The organism is Novosphingobium sp. (genome assembly GCF_027489515.1).
Classification (GTDB): domain Bacteria; phylum Pseudomonadota; class Alphaproteobacteria; order Sphingomonadales; family Sphingomonadaceae; genus Novosphingobium.
The window spans coordinates 41,143-58,506 of sequence record NZ_JAIXZS010000030.1 but is presented as its reverse complement, the minus strand read 5'-3'; the positions used below and the strand labels follow the sequence as shown (position 1 = coordinate 58,506).

18 protein-coding genes and 1 pseudogene are annotated in these 17,364 nt (G+C 65.6%); 6 read left to right on the top strand and 13 right to left on the bottom strand.

The genetic code is table 11. From position 1 onward, the window contains the following. A pseudogene (locus Q0082_RS05455) lies at positions 1 to 82 on the bottom strand (succinate dehydrogenase, cytochrome b556 subunit); the annotation flags it as partial. Between the two features lie 168 nt (positions 83 to 250). Here Q0082_RS05455 and Q0082_RS05450 point away from each other — a divergent pair. Genes Q0082_RS05450 through Q0082_RS05440 form a run of 3 tightly spaced genes read left to right on the top strand, consistent with a single transcriptional unit; the run spans position 251 to position 2,752 of the window. After that, the gene (locus tag Q0082_RS05450) at positions 251 to 964 is read left to right on the top strand and encodes an SDR family oxidoreductase (RefSeq protein ID WP_298190683.1); all 714 of its coding nucleotides are present in this window, start codon (positions 251 to 253) and stop codon (positions 962 to 964) included. Beyond that, the gene (gene bla / locus Q0082_RS05445; protein WP_298190681.1) at positions 954 to 1,856 is read left to right on the top strand and encodes a subclass B3 metallo-beta-lactamase; all 903 of its coding nucleotides are present in this window, start codon (positions 954 to 956) and stop codon (positions 1,854 to 1,856) included. The genes Q0082_RS05450 and bla overlap by 11 nt, the downstream gene beginning before the upstream one ends. After that, the gene (locus Q0082_RS05440) at positions 1,853 to 2,752 is read left to right on the top strand and encodes a 50S ribosomal protein L11 methyltransferase (protein WP_298190679.1); all 900 of its coding nucleotides are present in this window, start codon (positions 1,853 to 1,855) and stop codon (positions 2,750 to 2,752) included. Before bla ends, Q0082_RS05440 begins: the two co-directional genes overlap by 4 nt. On the opposite strand, the gene Q0082_RS05435 is transcribed toward Q0082_RS05440, so the two are convergent. Genes Q0082_RS05435 through recN form a run of 5 tightly spaced genes read right to left on the bottom strand, consistent with a single transcriptional unit; the run spans position 2,730 to position 7,950 of the window. After that, positions 2,730 to 3,224 (bottom strand): CinA family protein, encoded by a 495-nt coding sequence (locus tag Q0082_RS05435; RefSeq protein ID WP_298190678.1) that lies wholly within the window; start codon positions 3,222 to 3,224, stop codon positions 2,730 to 2,732. The genes Q0082_RS05440 and Q0082_RS05435 overlap by 23 nt on opposite strands. Continuing rightward, positions 3,221 to 3,526, bottom strand: a complete 306-nt coding sequence (locus Q0082_RS05430; RefSeq protein WP_298190676.1) for a hypothetical protein — start codon at positions 3,524 to 3,526, stop codon at positions 3,221 to 3,223. The genes Q0082_RS05435 and Q0082_RS05430 overlap by 4 nt, the downstream gene beginning before the upstream one ends. Before the next feature lie 10 nt (positions 3,527 to 3,536). Beyond that, complete coding sequence (gene ligA, locus Q0082_RS05425) at positions 3,537 to 5,591, bottom strand: NAD-dependent DNA ligase LigA (RefSeq protein ID WP_298190674.1); 2,055 nt, start codon at positions 5,589 to 5,591, stop codon at positions 3,537 to 3,539. Next, a complete protein-coding gene (locus Q0082_RS05420; RefSeq protein ID WP_298190673.1) occupies positions 5,588 to 6,277 on the bottom strand; it encodes a GNAT family N-acetyltransferase in 690 nt (229 codons plus the stop codon). The genes ligA and Q0082_RS05420 overlap by 4 nt, the downstream gene beginning before the upstream one ends. Further along, a complete protein-coding gene (recN, locus tag Q0082_RS05415) occupies positions 6,274 to 7,950 on the bottom strand; it encodes a DNA repair protein RecN (protein ID WP_298190672.1) in 1,677 nt (558 codons plus the stop codon). The genes Q0082_RS05420 and recN overlap by 4 nt, the downstream gene beginning before the upstream one ends. 217 nt (positions 7,951 to 8,167) lie before the next feature. On the opposite strand from recN, the gene Q0082_RS05410 reads away from it, so the two are divergent. Together Q0082_RS05410 and Q0082_RS05405 are read left to right on the top strand one after the other, a co-directional pair. Next, positions 8,168 to 9,049, top strand: a complete 882-nt coding sequence (locus tag Q0082_RS05410; protein WP_298190671.1) for a UDP-2,3-diacylglucosamine diphosphatase — start codon at positions 8,168 to 8,170, stop codon at positions 9,047 to 9,049. Beyond that, the gene (locus tag Q0082_RS05405) at positions 9,046 to 10,110 is read left to right on the top strand and encodes a glycosyltransferase family 1 protein (RefSeq protein WP_298190669.1); all 1,065 of its coding nucleotides are present in this window, start codon (positions 9,046 to 9,048) and stop codon (positions 10,108 to 10,110) included. Before Q0082_RS05410 ends, Q0082_RS05405 begins: the two co-directional genes overlap by 4 nt. A gap of 15 nt (positions 10,111 to 10,125) precedes the next feature. Here the strand turns inward: Q0082_RS05405 and Q0082_RS05400 are convergent, their stop codons facing one another. The 7 genes from Q0082_RS05400 to ahpC form a co-directional block, all read right to left on the bottom strand. Next, the gene (locus Q0082_RS05400) at positions 10,126 to 10,932 is read right to left on the bottom strand and encodes an outer membrane protein assembly factor BamD (RefSeq protein ID WP_298190668.1); all 807 of its coding nucleotides are present in this window, start codon (positions 10,930 to 10,932) and stop codon (positions 10,126 to 10,128) included. A gap of 61 nt (positions 10,933 to 10,993) precedes the next feature. Continuing rightward, positions 10,994 to 11,446, bottom strand: a complete 453-nt coding sequence (locus Q0082_RS05395; protein WP_298190667.1) for an Rrf2 family transcriptional regulator — start codon at positions 11,444 to 11,446, stop codon at positions 10,994 to 10,996. A 64-nt stretch (positions 11,447 to 11,510) separates the two neighbouring features. Then, entirely contained in the window at positions 11,511 to 12,803 is a 1,293-nt protein-coding gene (locus Q0082_RS05390; RefSeq protein WP_298190666.1) for a sugar MFS transporter, read from the bottom strand. A 231-nt stretch (positions 12,804 to 13,034) separates the two neighbouring features. Next, positions 13,035 to 13,439: a cytochrome c family protein gene (locus Q0082_RS05385; RefSeq protein WP_298190665.1), complete on the bottom strand. Its 405-nt coding sequence runs from the start codon at positions 13,437 to 13,439 to the stop codon at positions 13,035 to 13,037. An 85-nt stretch (positions 13,440 to 13,524) separates the two neighbouring features. Continuing rightward, positions 13,525 to 14,010, bottom strand: a complete 486-nt coding sequence (locus tag Q0082_RS05380; protein WP_298190664.1) for a MarR family transcriptional regulator — start codon at positions 14,008 to 14,010, stop codon at positions 13,525 to 13,527. A gap of 193 nt (positions 14,011 to 14,203) precedes the next feature. Continuing rightward, positions 14,204 to 15,760, bottom strand: a complete 1,557-nt coding sequence (gene ahpF / locus Q0082_RS05375; RefSeq protein WP_298190663.1) for an alkyl hydroperoxide reductase subunit F — start codon at positions 15,758 to 15,760, stop codon at positions 14,204 to 14,206. A gap of 206 nt (positions 15,761 to 15,966) precedes the next feature. Beyond that, positions 15,967 to 16,530 (bottom strand): alkyl hydroperoxide reductase subunit C, encoded by a 564-nt coding sequence (gene ahpC, locus Q0082_RS05370; RefSeq protein ID WP_298190662.1) that lies wholly within the window; start codon positions 16,528 to 16,530, stop codon positions 15,967 to 15,969. Between the two features lie 286 nt (positions 16,531 to 16,816). On the opposite strand from ahpC, the gene Q0082_RS05365 reads away from it, so the two are divergent. After that, entirely contained in the window at positions 16,817 to 17,356 is a 540-nt protein-coding gene (locus tag Q0082_RS05365) for a heme NO-binding domain-containing protein (protein WP_298190661.1), read from the top strand. Positions 17,357 to 17,364 lie beyond the last annotated feature (8 nt).

The following is a 17,364-nucleotide window of genomic DNA, read 5'->3' as shown; positions in this document are numbered from 1 at the left end:
GGATCGAGACCAGCATGGCCGGACCCCAGCGCCAGATTTCGAGATGCGGCGATAGTGGCCTCTTGCCGGGCGCCTGCGCCATAGAACCCCCTAAAATAATTGGTCAAACCTGCCATGCCTGTGGAGCACGGCGCGATGCCGATTCGTATTAGCTCAAATGCAGTCACGCGCAACCGTTGCGGTGGGGCAATCGCGCTGCCCAGTCATCAGACCCTGTTGCAGCCCCACAATCGCTGGTAGGGCGCATGGCATGCAGACACCCGTCATTCTTGTTACCGGTTCTACCCGCGGCATTGGTGCCGCTCTGGCCCAAGCGCTGGCAGAGCGCGGCGCCGCCGTCGTCCGCCATGGCCGCAGCAGCGCCCCCGGCGTGATCGGCGCCGACCTGGGCGCGCCGGCAGCTGCGGAAATGTTGTGGGAACAGGCGCTTGCCACGGCCGGCGGCACAATCGACGTGCTCGTCAACAATGCCGGGCTCTTCGCTGCCAATCCCATCGATACGTCAGACATCTCCTGGCTCGATGGCTGGGAAGAGACTCTGCGGATCAACCTCACCTCCGCGGCGCAGCTTTCACGCCTCGCTGTCCGCCACTGGCAGGCACGCGGCGTACCGGGGCGCGTGGTCCATATCGCAAGCCGCGCCGCCTACCGGGGGGATTCGCCGGCACACTGGCACTATGCCGCTGCCAAAGGCGGGATGATCGCGATGCACAAGACCATCGCACGCGGATATGCCTCGCAAGGAATCCTGAGCTTTGCAGTGACCCCGGGCTTCACGGATACCGACATGGCGGGCGATTATCTCGCCAGCCGAGGCGGCCCGGGCCTCCTCGCCGACATCCCGCTCGGCCGTGTCGCAACGCCCGAGGAGATCGCCGCCATCGGCGTGTTCTGTGCGCTCGATGCGCCGCCGAGCATGACGGGTGCGGTGATCGATGCCAATGGAGCCAGTTTTGTCCGCTAAACTGTTCGCCGCGCTGGCAATCGCGCTCACACCGGTCCTTGCATTCGCCAGGCCTGTCCCGGTCGGACCGGACCGCGCGGCCACCAAGGCGATCGTGCAGCAGTGCGAAGGCAAGGACGATTTCTCCGCCCCTGCCCCGCCCGCCCGGCTCTATGGCAACACGTTCTATGTCGGCACCTGCACGGTGAGCGTGCTGCTGGTAACCTCGCCGCAAGGCCACGTGCTGGTCGACAGCGCGACCGAGCAGGCCGTGCCTTCGATCCTCGCCAATATCCGCACGCTGGGCTTCCGCCCCGAAGATATCCGTTGGATCGTGAGCAGCCACGAGCATTTCGACCATGTCGGCGGCCTTGCGGCGCTGCAGAAGGCGACCGGCGCTAAAGTCGCGCTGAGCGCACCGGCGGCGGCAGTCATTGCAACCGGCAAAGTGGATCCGGCAGATTCGCAGGCCGCTGCGCTCAAGGACGATGACTTTGCGCCCGTGCAAGCAGACCGGATCGTCGGTACAGGCGATGTCGTGCAGGTCGGCCCGCTGCGGCTGACGATGCTGGCGACGCCGGGGCACACCAACGGTTCAAGCAGCTGGACCTGGCAAAGCTGCGCGCAGCAGCGGTGCGAAACGATCAGCTATATCGACAGCATCTCGGCGCTGGCCGCCGGGTCCTACCGCTTCAGCGATCACCCGGATGTTGTCGCCCGTTTCCACCGCACCTTTGCCGCCATCGCCGCGCAGCAGTGCGGCATTCTTGTCACGCCGCACCCGTCCGTGAGCGCGCTGTTCCAGCGGATGCTGGGCGAAGAGCCGCTCGCGCCACCAACCGCTTGCCGCGACTATGCTGCAATGGGCCGGAACGGTCTCAATGCGAAGTTGGTGAAGGAAACAATCAAGTGAGTTGGAAAATCACCGTCCGCGCGCCTGCCGAAGTGGTGCGCGCGGCGCTCGTCGCGCACGAGGACGCCGAGGACTGGGACTTTTCCATCGTGCTCGGCGGAGGCCAGATCGACCCGGCTGCGCCCGACGCGTGGCAGCTTGAAGCGTGGCTTGAGCGCAAACCGACGACAGCAGACAAGGCTGCCGTCACCGCGCTGTTTTCAGGCGGCGAGCCGCATCTGAACGTCGAGGAACTGGCTGATGCCGACTGGGTGACACTCAGCCAGCAGAACGTCGAGCCGATCACCGAAGGGCCGTTCCACGTCAGGACGCCAGACCATCCGCCCGCTCATGGCCAGCGCGACTTCATCATCCCCGCCAGCCAGGCATTCGGCACCGGGCATCACGAGACGACTGCGGGCTGCCTCGCGATGCTGGCGCACATGAAGGCCAAGGGCATCGTGGTGCGCAATCTCGCGGATATCGGCACCGGCACTGGCCTTCTCGCCTTTGCCGGGCTGCACTTGTGGCCGCGCGCAAGGGCGACAGCGAGCGATATCGATGCGGTCTGCGGACCGGTCGTGGCGGAAAACGCAGCCCTTAACGGGATGAAGCTCGGCGATGGTCCCGGCAAGCTCGCGATGGTGATCGCGCCTGGCATGGAGCATCCGCTGCTCCGCGCCGCCGCGCCTTATGATCTGCTGATCGCGAATATCCTCGCCGGGCCACTGGCCGAACTGGCTCGCGATTTTGCGGGGGCCGTGGCGCCGGGCGGAAGCGTGCTGCTGGCCGGGCTGCTCACCGCGCAGGAAGCCACTGTGCGCGCGGCCTATACTCTCGCCGGCTTCTCGCTGCGCGCGCGGATGCAGCGCGGCAACTGGTCGATCCTTTGGCTCAGGCGGCGGACAGCGCGCTGAGCAGCAGCGATAGAGCGTTATTGGTAAAGGCGATCATGTTGGCGAGGCGGTCGTCATGCCCGGTTTCGATGATCATCGCCGCTTCATAGTCCGGCCCGACCACCGCCGCCGCGCTGGTGCCCGATGCGACGCCGAGCGGATGGACACCCGGGCCCGCCGCGCCGGTTTCCGCCACGCCCCAGTCGCTTTCATAGCGCGCGCGGATTAGCCGCGCCTGCGCCAGCGCATAGGCTTCGGTGGCCGAGGTCAGTCCGCGCAGGGAGCCGGGTTCATGCCCCAGCACGATACGCCGGCCCTTGATCGTGTAGATCACGCCGCCGCCGCGATAGTAGGCCGAAGCCCCCGGCATCGCGAGAAGCGCCGCGGAAATCAGCCCACCGGTCGCGCCATCAACCACGGCGACCGACTGGCCGCGTGCCTTGAGCAATGAGCCCGCTTCGGTGCCGATCGGGGTGAGGTCTTCAAAGGTCATGGCAATGTGTCCCAATCGCGGGTTGTGGCGAGCAGCCAGCGCACGCGGCGCGACTTGGCGTACTTGCGCTTGATGCGCTTCTCATCGGCTTCGATCTGGCGGCAGCGCAGCTTGCGCGCTGCGTCGGCGATCTGGGCTGCGCGCTCGACATCATAGCCTTCCTCGCCGCCCCAATGATTGCAGCCAGCGCGCCGCACCAGGAAAGTTCGCACCGGGCGCGGTGCGGCATGGAGTTCGCGGCGCACCCGGACTTCGGTTGGATCAGCCGTCATCATTGTGGCGGCTGCGATCAACAAGAGCATTGCCAGCCTCCTACCCCGCCGCCTTGACGATCTCGGCCCAAGCCACCTCGTCGATCACTTCGATCCCAAGCGCGGCCGCCTGCTTGAGCTTCGAGCCAGCGCCCGGCCCGGCAACCACCAGATCGGTCTTGGCTGAAACCGAGCCTGCGGCCCGCGCGCCCAGCGCCTCGGCCTGTGCTTTGGCTTCGTCGCGGCTCATCGTCTCGAGCTTTCCGGTGAACACCACGGTCTTGCCCGCAACCGCGCTGGCCTTGGTCTCGACGATATAGTCCGGCGGCGAGACTTCGTTCAGCAGATCTTCCCACACCGCCACATTGTGCGGCTCGTGGAAGAAATCGCCGAGCGCCTCGACTACCACCGGGCCGACGCCTTCGATCCCCAGCAGTTCCGCCGCCGCTTCAGCGTCCTCAGCCTTGGCGCGCTGCGCCACATCGCGCAGCGCCGGCAGCGTGGTGAAGCGCTTGAGCAAATCCCGCGCCGTCACCGCACCGACATGGCGGATGCCGAGCCCGAACAGCAGCCGCGCCGCATCAGGGCTCCGCTTGGCTTCGATAGCTGCCAACAGGTTGTCCACAGACTTGTCCTTCCACCCTTCGCGCCCCACGATGTCGCTGCGACGCTGGTGGAGGCGGAAGATATCGGCAGGGCTTTCCAGCCAGCCCAGCCCGAAGAACTCGACAATTGTCTTCTCGCCCAGCCCCTCGATATCGAGTGCGCCGCGGCTGACGAAATGCCGCAGGCGCTCGACCCGCTGTGCCGGACAGATCAGACCGCCGGTGCAACGCACATCGACTTCACCTTCCTCGGCAACCGCCTCTGAATGGCATTCGGGGCAGTGATCGGGGAACGCGTAAGCCTCGCGGGGCTCCTCGCGGGTCAGGTTATCGACAACCTGCGGGATCACGTCGCCCGCGCGCTGGAGCACGATGCGGTCGCCCACCCGCAAGCCAAGCCGCCCGATCTCGTCGCGGTTGTGGAGCGTGACGTTGGTGACGGTGACGCCGCCCACCAGCACCGGACGCAGACGCCCGACCGGAGTGAGCTTGCCGGTGCGGCCGACCTGAATGTCGATGGCCTCGATCACCGTCTCGGCGCGCTCGGCGGGGAATTTGCGCGCTAGGCCCCAGCGCGGCGCCTTGGCTACGAAGCCCAGTCGCTCCTGCCAGTCGAGCCGGTCTACCTTGTAGACTACGCCGTCGATATCATATGGCAGCCCCGGTCGCTGCGCACCAATCGCGCGAAAATGCGCAACCATCGCCTCGACCGAACCGCAGCGCACCAGCAGCGGCGAGACGGGCACGCCCCACGCCGCAATCTGCTGCATCACATCGAACTGCGTCTCGCCCGGCACCGCGCTCGCCGCGCCCCAGCCATGCGCGAGAAAGCGCAAGGGACGGCTCGCCGTAACGCTGGCATCCTTTTGACGCAGCGATCCGGCGGCAGCATTGCGCGGATTGGCGAAGAGCTTCTCGCCCTTCTCCTCCTGCGCGGCATTGAGCGCGGCGAAATCGGCCTTGGCCATGTAGACCTCGCCCCTGATCTCGAACACCGCAGGGGCCTCGCCGCGCAGGACCTGCGGGATATCGGCAATGTGCGCGACATTGGCGGTGACGTCCTCGCCCACCTGCCCATCCCCGCGCGTGGCAGCGCGAACGAGCCGGCCGTTCTCGTAGCGCAGCGAGCAGGACAGGCCGTCTATCTTGTCCTCAGCGGTCATCACCACGTCGGCGTCCGACGGCAGGGCGAGAAAGCGGCGCACGCGGGCGACGAATTCCTCGACTTCCTCATCCGAGAACGCGTTGTCGAGGCTCATCATGCGAACCTCATGGGTGACCTTGCTGAGCGGCGAGGCAGCGACTTCGTGCCCCACCTTGCGGCTTGGGCTGTCAGCCCGGATCAGGTGCGGAAACGCGGCTTCCAGCTCGGCATTGCGGCGCACGAGCGCATCATACTCGGCGTCGCTGATCTCGGGCGCATCGTGCGCATGGTAAAGCCGGTCATGATGCGCGATCTGGCGCGCCAGGCGCATCAGTTCATTCGCGGCATCGGCTTCGCTCATCGTCATGGCTCTGCCCTCCCCAGCACGGTCACCACCAGCGCAAGCCGTGCCCGGAAGCCGAGCGATTCGTAAAGCCGGATCGCATGGGTGTTATAAGCATAGCTGTGCAGGAACGGCGTATCCCCGCGCTCGGCAAAACCGGCCAGCACGCGGCGGATCATCCGGCCGGCAAGGCCCCTGCCCTGCCGATCAGGCGCGGTGCAGACGCCGCTCAGTTCGGCAAGGCCGGGCGCTGGGCGCATGCGCTCACCCGCCATAGCGATCAGGCGGCCCTCTTCGCGCAGGCCATAGTAGGGGCCGTAGCGGTGGGTGTGCGAACGCCAAGGGCCGGGCTGGGTCTCGAGCGCCAGTGCGGTCATCTCGGGCGCGTCAGCTTCGGTAAGCAGGACCAGTTCGGGATCGACGGGATGCTGCTCCAGCGGACCATCGGCGATCATCTGCAGCAGCGGCGCGGTGCGCAGTACGCGGGTGCCTGGCGGTGCGACCAGTTCTTTGTTCTCGACCAGCCAGATCTCGTCTTCAGCGCTGGTCAGCAGGTCCGCGAGTTCGGCCTCATGCCCAGGCGCGGCAGCGGCGAAGGGCCCATATGTCGGGTCGATCCGGCAAACAGTGCCGCGCGCAACGGCCAGCGAGGACTGCGGACCATTGAGCAACGACCAGATCGGGCGATCGAGCGGGTGCGCGTCCATCATGCCTGTTCGAGCAGCCGTTCCGCCTGCGCCCGCGCTTCGGGCGTGATCTCCGCACCGGAGAGCATCCGGGCAATCTCTTCCTGCCGCCCGGCCGCATCGAGCTGCACCACCGACGTGCGCGTGACGGTGCCTTCGGAGGACTTGGCGATCAGGTAATGCGCCGTCCCGCGCGCGGCGACCTGCGGGCTGTGCGTGACGGCGAGCAGCTGGCCAGCCGAAGCGAGCCGCGCGAGACGCTCGCCGATCGCGCTGGCGACGGCGCCGCCGACGCCGCGATCAATCTCGTCAAAGATCACCGTCGCCGCGCCGCCCTCCTCAGCCAATGCGACCTTGAGCGCGAGGATGAAGCGCGACAATTCACCGCCCGAGGCAATCTTGGCGAGCGGCGCGAAGTCTGCGCCGGGGTTGGTGGAGATGAGGAACTCGGCGGCATCGACACCTTGCGGGCCCCAGCGATCCTCCGGCAAGCGCACGACCGCGGTGCGGAAGCGCGCCGCATCAAGTTTGAGCGGCGCGAGTTCGGCCGCCACCGCTGCATCAAGCCGCCGTGCCGCCTCGGCCCGCGCAACCGAGAGGCTTTCCGCCTTGGCACGGTAATCAAGGCCGGCGTCGTGTGCGGCCCGTGCAAGACCTGCAATCGACGCCTCACCGCCCTCGATCTGATCCAGCGCGGCGCGCATCTCGGCCATGCGGGCGGGCAGTTCATCGACGGTGCAACCATGCTTGCGACCGGCCGCGCGCAGATCGAACAGCCGCGTCTCGAGCCGGTCGAGCAGCAGCGGATCGTGCGAGAGCGCTTCGGCCGCTTTCTCCAGCTTGTCTTCCGCTTCGCTCGCCTCGATCACTGCGCGGTCGAGTGCTTCCATCGCTTCGGTCAGCAAGGGATGCTCATGCGCGATCCGATCGAGTCGGCGCGAGGCGCTGCGCAAGGACGCAAGCGCTGAATCCGAGCCCGACCACAAGTGCTGCAATTCGGCGAGATCCCCTGACAGCCGCTCGCCCTTCTGCATCGCAGCGCGCTGTTCGGCGAGCTCCGCTTCCTCGCCCACCTCGGGCGCCAGCAGCGCGAGCTCTGCCAGATGCGCGACAAGCAGATCCTGCTCGGCGGAGGCTGCGGCAAGGCGGGCCTTCGCCCCCGCCAGCGCGCTTTCCGCCGCGCGCCATTTCTCCCATGCCGCCGCAACATCGCCCACTTCGGCGCGGGCATAGCGATCGAGCAAGGCCCGGTGGCCGCGCGCATTGACGAGGCCGCGATCATCATGCTGGCCATGCAGTTCGACCAGACTGCGGGCCAGCTCGCGCAGTAGCGCCACGGAAACCGGCTGATCGTTGACGAAAGCGCGGCTGCCGACGGCGCTGCCGCCTTCCGCACGCAAGCGGCGGCGGATGATCAGTGGCTCGCCCACCTCGACCGCAAGTTCCGCCTCTGCCAGCGCTGCTGCAAGCGCATCGGGGAGCCGCGCAAACTCGAACGTCGCGGTCACGCTTGCCTCATCGGTCCCGGCGCGGATCAGTCCGGCATCGGCACGGTCGCCCAGCACCAGACCCAGCGAATCCAGCAGAATCGACTTGCCTGCGCCCGTTTCGCCGGTGAGCACGCCTAGCCCTCGCCCGAACGACAGGTCGAGCGCCTCGATCAGGACAACATTGCGGATGGAAAGACCCGTTAGCATCGCTCGCGATCCTTACCCAGTCCGCTGCGCCGCGTCACCATGCTCGCGCGGAGAACCCGCGATGTTGGCAAAGCTGTGGATAAACCTGCGGATCGGGGCGTGGTGTGACAGCGGCATGACAGGGTGCCACGGGAACGACATGCGATTGTGACAGGGATTCGGCTCAGTTGACAAACTGAACAAGGGTTTCGGAATGACGCGCGCAAAAGCCTGGGGAATGTCCCCCGCCGCTACCGAACTGGCCAAATCCATTCCTGCCTGGCTCGATCTGCCCGAGCCGCGCGGATTCCGCCCCAAGCGCAAGGTGCGCACGGTGTGGGTTTCCGACATCCACCTTGGCACGCGCGGCTGCAATGCTGACATGCTGCTCGACTTCCTCGCCTCGATCGAGTGCGAAACGCTTTACCTCGTCGGTGACATCGTCGACGGATGGCGCCTTTCGCGCGGATGGTACTGGCCCGATGCCCACAACGAAGTGGTGCGCCGCATTCTCAAGATGGCGCACCGCGGCACCCGCGTAGTGCTGATCGCGGGCAACCATGACGAGATGCTCCGTCCTTACGCGGGCATGAGCTTCGGCGGGGTGGAAATCGCGCTCGAGGCGATCCACGTCACCGCTGATGGCCGCCGCCTCCTCGTCACGCATGGCGACAAGTTCGACGGCGTGGTGCTCTATGCCCGCTGGCTCGCCTTCCTGGGCGATCAGGCCTACTCGATTCTGCTGCGCGCCAACCGCTGGTTCAACAAGGTTCGCCGCTGGTTCAAGCTGCCCTACTGGTCGCTGTCCGCCTATCTCAAGAAGCGGGTGAAGAACGCGGTGCAGTTCGTCTGCGCGTTCGAGGAAGCGGTAGCGCACGCCGCGCGCGACATGGCCGTCGACGGCGTGGTCTGCGGCCACATCCATTGCGCCGAAATCCGCCAGATCGGCGACGTGACCTACTACAACGACGGCGACTGGGTCGAAAGCTGCACCGCGCTAGTCGAAGACCACGCTGGCGCCATCTCCATCATCGACTGGGCGGCAATCTGCTTCGAGGAGGCTTTCGCCAAGTCGGCCAAGGAAGCAGCCGAGGCCGAGCGTATCAAGGAGGACGCATGAAGATCGCGCTCTGCACCGATGCCTGGCACCCGCAGGTGAACGGTGTTGTCCGCACACTGGCGACCACGGTGGAGCGGGTCATGGCGCGTGGCCACGAGGTCATGCTGGTGACGCCAAACCAGTTCTTCACTTTCGGCCTGCCGGGCTACCGCGAGATCCGGCTCGCCATGCTGCCGCGGTTCCGCACCCGGCGAGCCTTGCGCGATTTCGATCCTGATATCGTCCACATCGCTACCGAAGGCCCGATCGGCTGGGCAGCACGCGGCTGGTGCAAGGCGAACGCGGTGCCATTCACAAGCGCCTTCCACACGCGCTTTCCCGATTATGCAGCCGTGCGCACCGGGCTCAGCCCGGACCGCTTCTGGCCGATCATGCGGCGCTTTCACGCCTCCAGCCATGCCGTACTGGTCTCGACCCCGACACTGGCCGCCGAGTTGGCTGGACACGGGCTGACCCAGGCGACGCCATGGTCGCGCGGGATCGACGCCAGCTTGTTCCACCCGGGCCATACGCCGCTCGCAGCGCTGGCGGACCTCCCGCGTCCGATAATGCTCAACGTGGGGCGGGTCGCGGTGGAGAAGAACCTCGATGCGTTCCTCTCGGCCGATGTGCCGGGCAGCAAGGTTGTCGTCGGCAACGGGCCCGACCTTGCGCAACTGCGCGCGCGCTACCCGCACGTGCACTTCCTCGGCGCGCTGTCTGGCACCCCGCTGGCGCAGGCCTATTGTTCGGCAGACGTCTTCGTATTTCCGAGCCGCACCGATACCTTCGGCCTCGTGATGATCGAGGCAATGGCCTGCGGCCTGCCGGTCGCGGCCTATCCTGTCGCAGGACCGATCGACGTCGTCGGCACGGGCGGGTTGGGTCCGGACGGCGACCTCCCCCAACCGGTCGGTGCGCTCGACGAGGAGCTGCAAACGGCCATCACCCAGGCGCTGACCTGCGACCGCGCGGCCGCAGCGGCGCATGGCGGCAGCTTCAGCTGGGAGCGCGCAACCGATCAGTTCCTTGATGCGCTCGGCAGTGCCGCACGCGCCCGCGGCGTCAGCCGGGCCGCCTGATCGGCTGGCGCCTGATCAGCTGGCAATCGTCCCCGGCGCCTTCTCGTTGATGAGCTTGTAGGCGCGTTCGTACCATTCGTTACCCGGATAGTTGGCGCCGAGCACGGCAGCCGACTTCTGCGCCTGTTCGGGCAGACCGAGCACGAGATAGCTCTCGACCAGACGGTAGAGCGCCTCGGGCGTGTGGCTGGTCTGCTGATACTTGTCGACCACCGTCCGGAACCGCAGCGCGGAGGCAAGCCACTTGCCGCTGCGCTGATAGAAGCGGCCGATCTCCATTTCCTTGCCCGCAAGGTGATCGTTGACGAGATCGAGCTTCAGCCGCGCGTCGATGGCGTAGGTCGTGTTCGGATAGCGGCGCGTCACTTCGGTGAGCGCGGTCAGCGCTTGCTGTGTGATCTTCTGGTCGCGCGTCACGTCGCTGATCTGCTCGTAATAGCAGAGCGACACGAGGTAATACGCGTAGGGCGCGTCCTTGTTGCCAGGGTGGATCGAGAGGAAGCGCTGTGCAGACTGGACCGACTTCGCATAATCGCGCGCGGCGTAATAGCTGAACGCGCTCATCAGCTGGGCCCTGCGTGCCCAGGGCGAATAGGGATGCTGGCGCTCGACCTCGTCGAACAGCGCCGCGGCCTGCTTGGCATCGCCGCTATCGAGACGGTCCTTCGCGGCAGCATAGAGCGTATCGACGTCGCGCGCGACGTAGGCGACATCCTTCTTGGCCTTGGTCCCCGCGCAGCCGGCGGTGAGCCCGAGCACGGCGGTGGCGGCGGCGAGTGCGAGAAGGCGCAGGGGTCTGCGGCCGGAAGCGGGGGCGATCATGCCGGGTGCTATAACCAGCAGGTGAATGAACGCCAAGTGAAGTTCGCCGCTTTTGCCGGACCTATTGCGCGGCCTGTGCCGCCTGATCGTCGAAAGGCGGCTCGAGCGTGATCGGGTCCGCCAGCGTGATCCGGTCGAGCATCGCCGCCATCTCGTCGCGCAGCTGGAGCATGAGGCCGCGCAGCCGGCATTCAGCTTCGGGCAGGCAGTTGTTGCAGGTTTCGTGCGCGTTGCGACTGGCGCAGGGGGTTAGCGCTAAGCTGCCACGCGTCAGGCGGATGATGTCGCCATAGCGGATATCGACCGGTGGCAGCGCGAGTTCATAGCCCCCTTCGCGCCCACGATGCGAGACCACGATCCCTTCGCGCGCCATTTCAGAAAGGATGACGGTGAGGAATTTGCGCGGAATGTTCTGCGCCTCGGCAATCGCATCAAGCCGCACCGGCCCCTGCCCGAAGGTATCGGACAGGTGCTGGAGGGCGCGGATCGTGTAGCGCGTCTTTTGCGAGAGCATGCCCCAGATTTGAGCCGGGGCGAGCGAATGTCAACGCCGGGAGTTGAAATACCCCCACCCGTCTTTAGACTTCGATAGGGGCAACCGGGCGGACGGCGAAGAGGCCGAAGCCGGCGATCACCGCATAGCATGCTGCAGGAAGCGCGAGCGCCATGGTGAGGCTGCCCGTCAGATCGGCCAGCGCGCCGGTAGCGAGAGGGACCACCGCACCGCCGAAGATGGCTACGTTGATGATGCCCGATCCATCCGCCGCGCGCTTGCCAAGGCCTTCACAGGCGAGCGTGAAGATGGTGGGGAACATGATCGAATTCATCAGGCCGATGCCGAGCAGCGTGTAGGCCGAGACGAGCCCCGAGGTGTGGGTCGAGATTGCGAGCAGCGTGATCGCACCGACCGCACAGCCTGCCAGCGTCTTCGCCGGACTCACCACGCGCAGCAGCGCCGAGCCGATGAAACGGCCGACCATCGCGCCAAACCAGTACTTCCAGATTTCGCCACCTGCTGCTTCGTGATCGAGACCCATGACGGTGGGCAGCGCCAGGTAGTTGACGATGATCGAGCCGATCGAGACTTCGGCGCCGACATAGAGGAAGATGCACAGCGCCCCGAAGCCGAAGCGCGGCCGCGAGAGAAGCGCGAAGCTGGCGCCGATCGAGCTGGCTTCATGCTTTTCGCCTTTGAGGCGGTTACGATTGGCCCAGACGACTGCAGCGACCAGCGCGAGGCTGACAGCGAGGCCGATGTAGGTGTTGACCACGAGGCGGCTCTCGGTGACGCGGTAGGCATCGAGCGCAGGTCCGACGAGCTCATCGACCTTCACGTCCTTGATCTTGCCGAGGATCACGCTCGCGCCGATCAGCGGGAAGAGCACCGTGCCGAGCGAATTGAATGCCTGCGCGAAGGTCAGCCGGCTGCTCGCGGTCCTGGCCGGGCCGAGCAGCGAGATCAGCGGGTTCGAGACGACCTGTACGAGAACGACGCCGCTGGCGAGGATGAACAGCGCGAAGAGGAAGAGCGCGTAAAGTGCGCTCTGCGAGGCAGGGATGAAGAGCAGGCAGCCTACCATCATGGTCAGCAGCCCCATCGCCGCACCGCGCATGTAGCCGATCCGCTTGACGAGCAGCGCACCGGGAACGCCGATCACAGCGTAGGCGGTGAAGAAGCAGAACTGCACCAGCATGGCCTGGGTGTAGTTGAGCGTGAAGAGGTCCTTCAGCTTCGGGATGATCACATCGTTGAGCGAAGTGATGCCGCCGAACAGGAAGAACAGAGCCATGACGAAGAGCCGCAGCTCGGGCGCATCGATATTGCCGGAATCGGTCGCGGAATCAGCAGCGGCTGCGGGGGCCATGGCCATGGGTCTAACTCTCCTTGCGGCCGATTATCCGCCGGCCTTGCTTCCATGGTTGTGCCAAGTGGAGCGGGAAAGTCTACCTGCATATGCGGCGCATACGTATCGCCGCGGTGGACAAAGTATCGGAAAGATCACGCGATTTCCGCCACTTCAAACCGAAAGCCCCGCCTCGACAGGGTCGAGGCGGGGCCAAAAAGTGAACGTTATCAACTGTGTCGCAGTGGCAGCGAGGCCTTACTTGGCTGCCTGCTTGAGGTAGGCGATCACGTCAGCGCGGTCCTGAGCGTTGCTGAGGCCCGGGAAGGCCATGCGCGTACCGGGGACGTACTTCATCGGTGCGGTCAGGAACGCATCGAGTGTATCCGCCCCCCAGGTGACGCCCTTGCCCTTCATCCCGGCCGAATAACCGAAGTTGGCGACCGAGCCGGCCTTGCGACCGATGACCCCTTTGAGGCTGGGGCCCATGCGGACCGCGCCAGTGTTGAGATCGTGGCAGGCAGCGCAGCGGGCGAAGACCGTCTTGCCGCGTGCCGCATCACCCGCCGGGCCGGCGGCCTGCGCTGCACCTGCTGCCGTGATGGCCGCGAGCGTCGCTGCACCGAGCAGGACCAAACCAAGACGTGACTTCGAAAACTGCATGAGAAACTCCCCTGTCTGACCGGTGTGTTTATGGAGCAGCCGGCCTGTATCCGACCTTAATAGGCTGTTCGACCGCCTGAAAGGTTCAGGACCGGTTCGGTGCCGAAAGATAGACCTTGATGATGAGGCGGTAGAGCTCGTCGCGCTCCGCCGGCGTGAGCGGAGCAAGGAGCCCGGCTTCATCGGTGAAGATGATCTCGCGCGCGGCCGTCAGCGTCGCGGTGCCGGTTTCGGTAATCCACAGGCCCCCTGCCCGCCGATCGAGTTTCGAGGGTTCAGAGACGAGATGGCCGTTGAGCGTGAGCTGGCGCACAAACTGGTGCACGGTCGGCCGCTCGATCTTGAAGAAGCGCGATAGATCAGACTGTTTGACCCCGGGATTGGCGTTGACCAGCCAGAGGATCGCTACCTGCTTCGGGGTAACCTTGAACGCTTCAAGCTGCCGTTCGAGCCGCGATAGAAGCAGCGAATTGAGCGTGCCAACATGGATGCCAAGGACCTGGTCCAGCCCGTCGAGATCGAGCCCGGGCGTGACAGCCTGTCTCGTCAGGGTCTCGGTCAACGTGTCCATGGGCGTGGGCGGGCCTTTCCTGCTCGCTGCGGGGGATTGCGCGCGGATTCATACGGTGCAGGTGGCCCTGACGCAAAACTTTTGTCGCAGTGCAGCGTGAAACGGACGCGATTGTCGAAAGCTGTGTGCACATGTCGTTCTGGAGCCCCCGCCGAGGCGGGGAGCCAGAACGACATGACACGGCATGCGCAGCTCAGTGGCGGATCAGGTAATCAAAGGCCGAAAGCGCGGCCTTGGAGCCTTCGCCCATCGCGATCACGATCTGCTTGTAGGGCACGGTCGTAACGTCGCCCGCTGCGAAAACGCCTGGCAAGCTGGTCGCGAGGTGGCTGTCGATCTCGATCTCGCCGCGATTGGTCATCGCAAGCGCGCCATGCAGCCATTCAGTGTTGGGCACGAGGCCGATCTGGACGAAAATGCCTTCGAGCGCGATCGTGTGGACTTCCTCGGTCTTGCGGTCGCGGTAGACGAGCCCGGTGACCTTTTCGCCATCGCCAGTGACTTCGGTCGTCAGCGCCGAGGTGATCACGGTGACATTGGGCAGGCTCCTGAGCTTGGTCTGGAGCACCGCATCGGCGCGCAATTCGCTGTCGAACTCGATCAGCGTCACATGCGCGACGATGCCGGCCAAGTCGATCGCAGCCTCGACGCCCGAGTTGCCGCCACCGATCACCGCCGTGCGCTTGCCCTTGTAGAGGGGGCCATCACAGTGCGGGCAGTACGCGACGCCCTTGTTGCGGTACTCGTCCTCGCCGGGCACGCCGATCTGCCGCCAGCGCGCGCCGGTGGAGAGGATCACGGTCTTTGCCCGCAGCGCAGCGCCGCTTTCGAGCTCGACCGTCGCAAGGCCGTCACCGTTGGCAGGCTTCAGGCCGACCGCCTTCTGCAGGTTCATTACGTCGACATCGTAGTCCTTCACGTGCTGTTCCAGCTGCGCGACAAGGCGCGGGCCCTCGGTGTGCTGTACCGAGATGAAGTTCTCGATACCCATCGTATCGAGCACTTGCCCACCGAAACGCTCGGTAACGACGCCGGTGCGGATACCCTTGCGCGCGGCGTAGATCGCCGCCGCGGCGCCCGCGGGTCCGCCGCCGACGATGAGGACGTCGAACGGGTCCTTGGCGGCGATCTTCTCGGCCGCGCGGGCCACCGCGCCGGTATCGAGCTTGGCTACGATCTGTGCGAGGTCCATGCGGCCCTGACCGAACAGCTCTCCGTTCAGGAACACCTGCGGGACGGCCATGATCTTGCGCCGCTCGACTTCGTCCTGGAACAGCGCGCCATCGATGGCGACGTGCGTAACCGCCGGATTGAGCGCGGCCATGATGTTGAGCGCCTGCACCACGTCAGGGCAGTTCTGGCAGGTGAGCGAGAAAAACGTCTCGAAGTGCAGCGGGCCTTCAAGGGTGCGCACGGTCTCGAGGAGATCGGCCTCCTCCTTGGGCGGGTGGCCGCCAACATGGAGCAGTGCAAGGATCAGCGAAGTGAACTCGTGCCCGAGCGGGAGGCCGGCGAAAGTGACCCGCGCAGCCTCACCCACAGCGCCGATGGCGAAACTGGGGCGGCGCTCGTCGGTCCCGTCGAGGCGCGCGGTTACCTTGTCAGAGAGGACTGCGATCTCTTCGACGAGGCTGCGCATATCGTTGCTCTTCGCATCGGTGCCGAGCGTTGCGACAAGCTCGATCGGGCGGCGCAGTTTGCCGAGATAGGTCTTGAGCTGGGCGGTGGTGGCGGCGTCGAGGAGCGACATGGGCGCAGGTTCCTTGAAGATCAGCGGGGGCAGATCGATGGGCAGGCAGGTTCATTCGCGCGGCGGCTGGCACCGGCGGGAGGGAAAGAACACGGAAGGAAAAACGAGACCGGGCGGCGGCGGAGGGGGAGGGAAAGGCCGCCGCCCGGCGGTTTGCGAGAGGCCGTGCGGGGGGAATGCCGGCGCTCTCGCGAAGAGTCTTCAGATCAGATCTTGCCGACGAGGTCGATCGACGGCGCAAGGGTCTCGCCGCCTTCTTCCCACTTGGCCGGGCACACCTGGCCGGGGTGCTCGCGCCAGTACTTGGCGGCCTTGATCTTGCGGACGAGTTCCGCCGCATTGCGGCCCACGCCCTCGGGGGTGATTTCGATCAGCTGGATCACGCCATCGGGATCGACCACGAAGGTGCCGCGATCGGCGAGGCCGACGCCGGGACGCAGGTTGTCGAACGCATTGGTCAGCGTGTGGTTCTGGTCACCCACGAGGTAGTAGGTGATCTTGCCGATCGCGGGCGAGCTGTCTGCCCAGGCCTTGTGGCTGAAGTGCGTGTCGGTCGAGACGCCGAACACCTCGACGCCCATGCTCTGCAGCTCGGCGTAGTTGTCCTGGAGATCTTCGAGCTCGGTCGGGCAGACAAAGGTGAAATCGGCCGGGTAGAAGAAGAACACCGCCCACTTGCCGGCAATATCGGCCTCGGTGATGTCGACGAACTTGCCTTCCTTATAGGCCGTGTTGGCGAAGGGCTTGATCGGGGTGCTCAGCAGAGACATGCGGTTCGCTTCCTTGTGATCGCGGACCGGGATGGTCCGCATGAATGGGGAGCCGTGATGGCAGGAGGGCACTTAGCGCGAGATGGTGCGCGGCGCTAATGATCAATCCTGAGCAGATTGATTGACTGGCTCGATCAATAGGGCCCGTGCCGACCCATCGGGAACATGGTTACCAGCCCCGCCCACATCAATAGGCAATGCGCACGATAGCCAGCTTCATGCGACGCGCACGGCGGTAGTGGCATGGCGCCACTGATCAGGCCTGACGAAAGGTGTGCGCGAAGCGATGAAGGGCGTCGTATTCAATCTGCTCGAGGATGCCGTGGTACGCGAGCACGGGCTGCTGGCGTGGGACGGCCTGCTCGAGATGGCAGGATTGGAAGGCGCCTATACCTCTTTGGGCAGTTATCCCGACAGCGAGGTGATCCGGCTCGTCGATGCGGCTTCGGCCGCGTTGGGGCTGAGCGCGGGCGAAGTGCTGCGCTGGTTCGGGCGGAGCGCCATTCCGCTGCTTCGCGAACGCTACGAGATGTTCTTCACGTCGCATCAGAGCGCGCAATCGTTCGTCGCAAGCATCAACGACATCATCCATCCCGAAGTGCGCAAGCTCTATGCCGGGGCGGGCTGCCCGCATTTCCATTTCCACGATCTGGACGACGGGCGCATCGGCCTCGCCTACCAGTCGCCGCGGCGGATGTGCCGACTGGCGCATGGCTTCATCGAGGGCGCGGCGGACCACTATGGCGACCAGGTAGAGATCGAGCACCTTTCCTGCATGCTGGACGGGCACCCGGTATGCCGGATCGCGCTGGACTGGTCGCGTTGAGCCGGTCG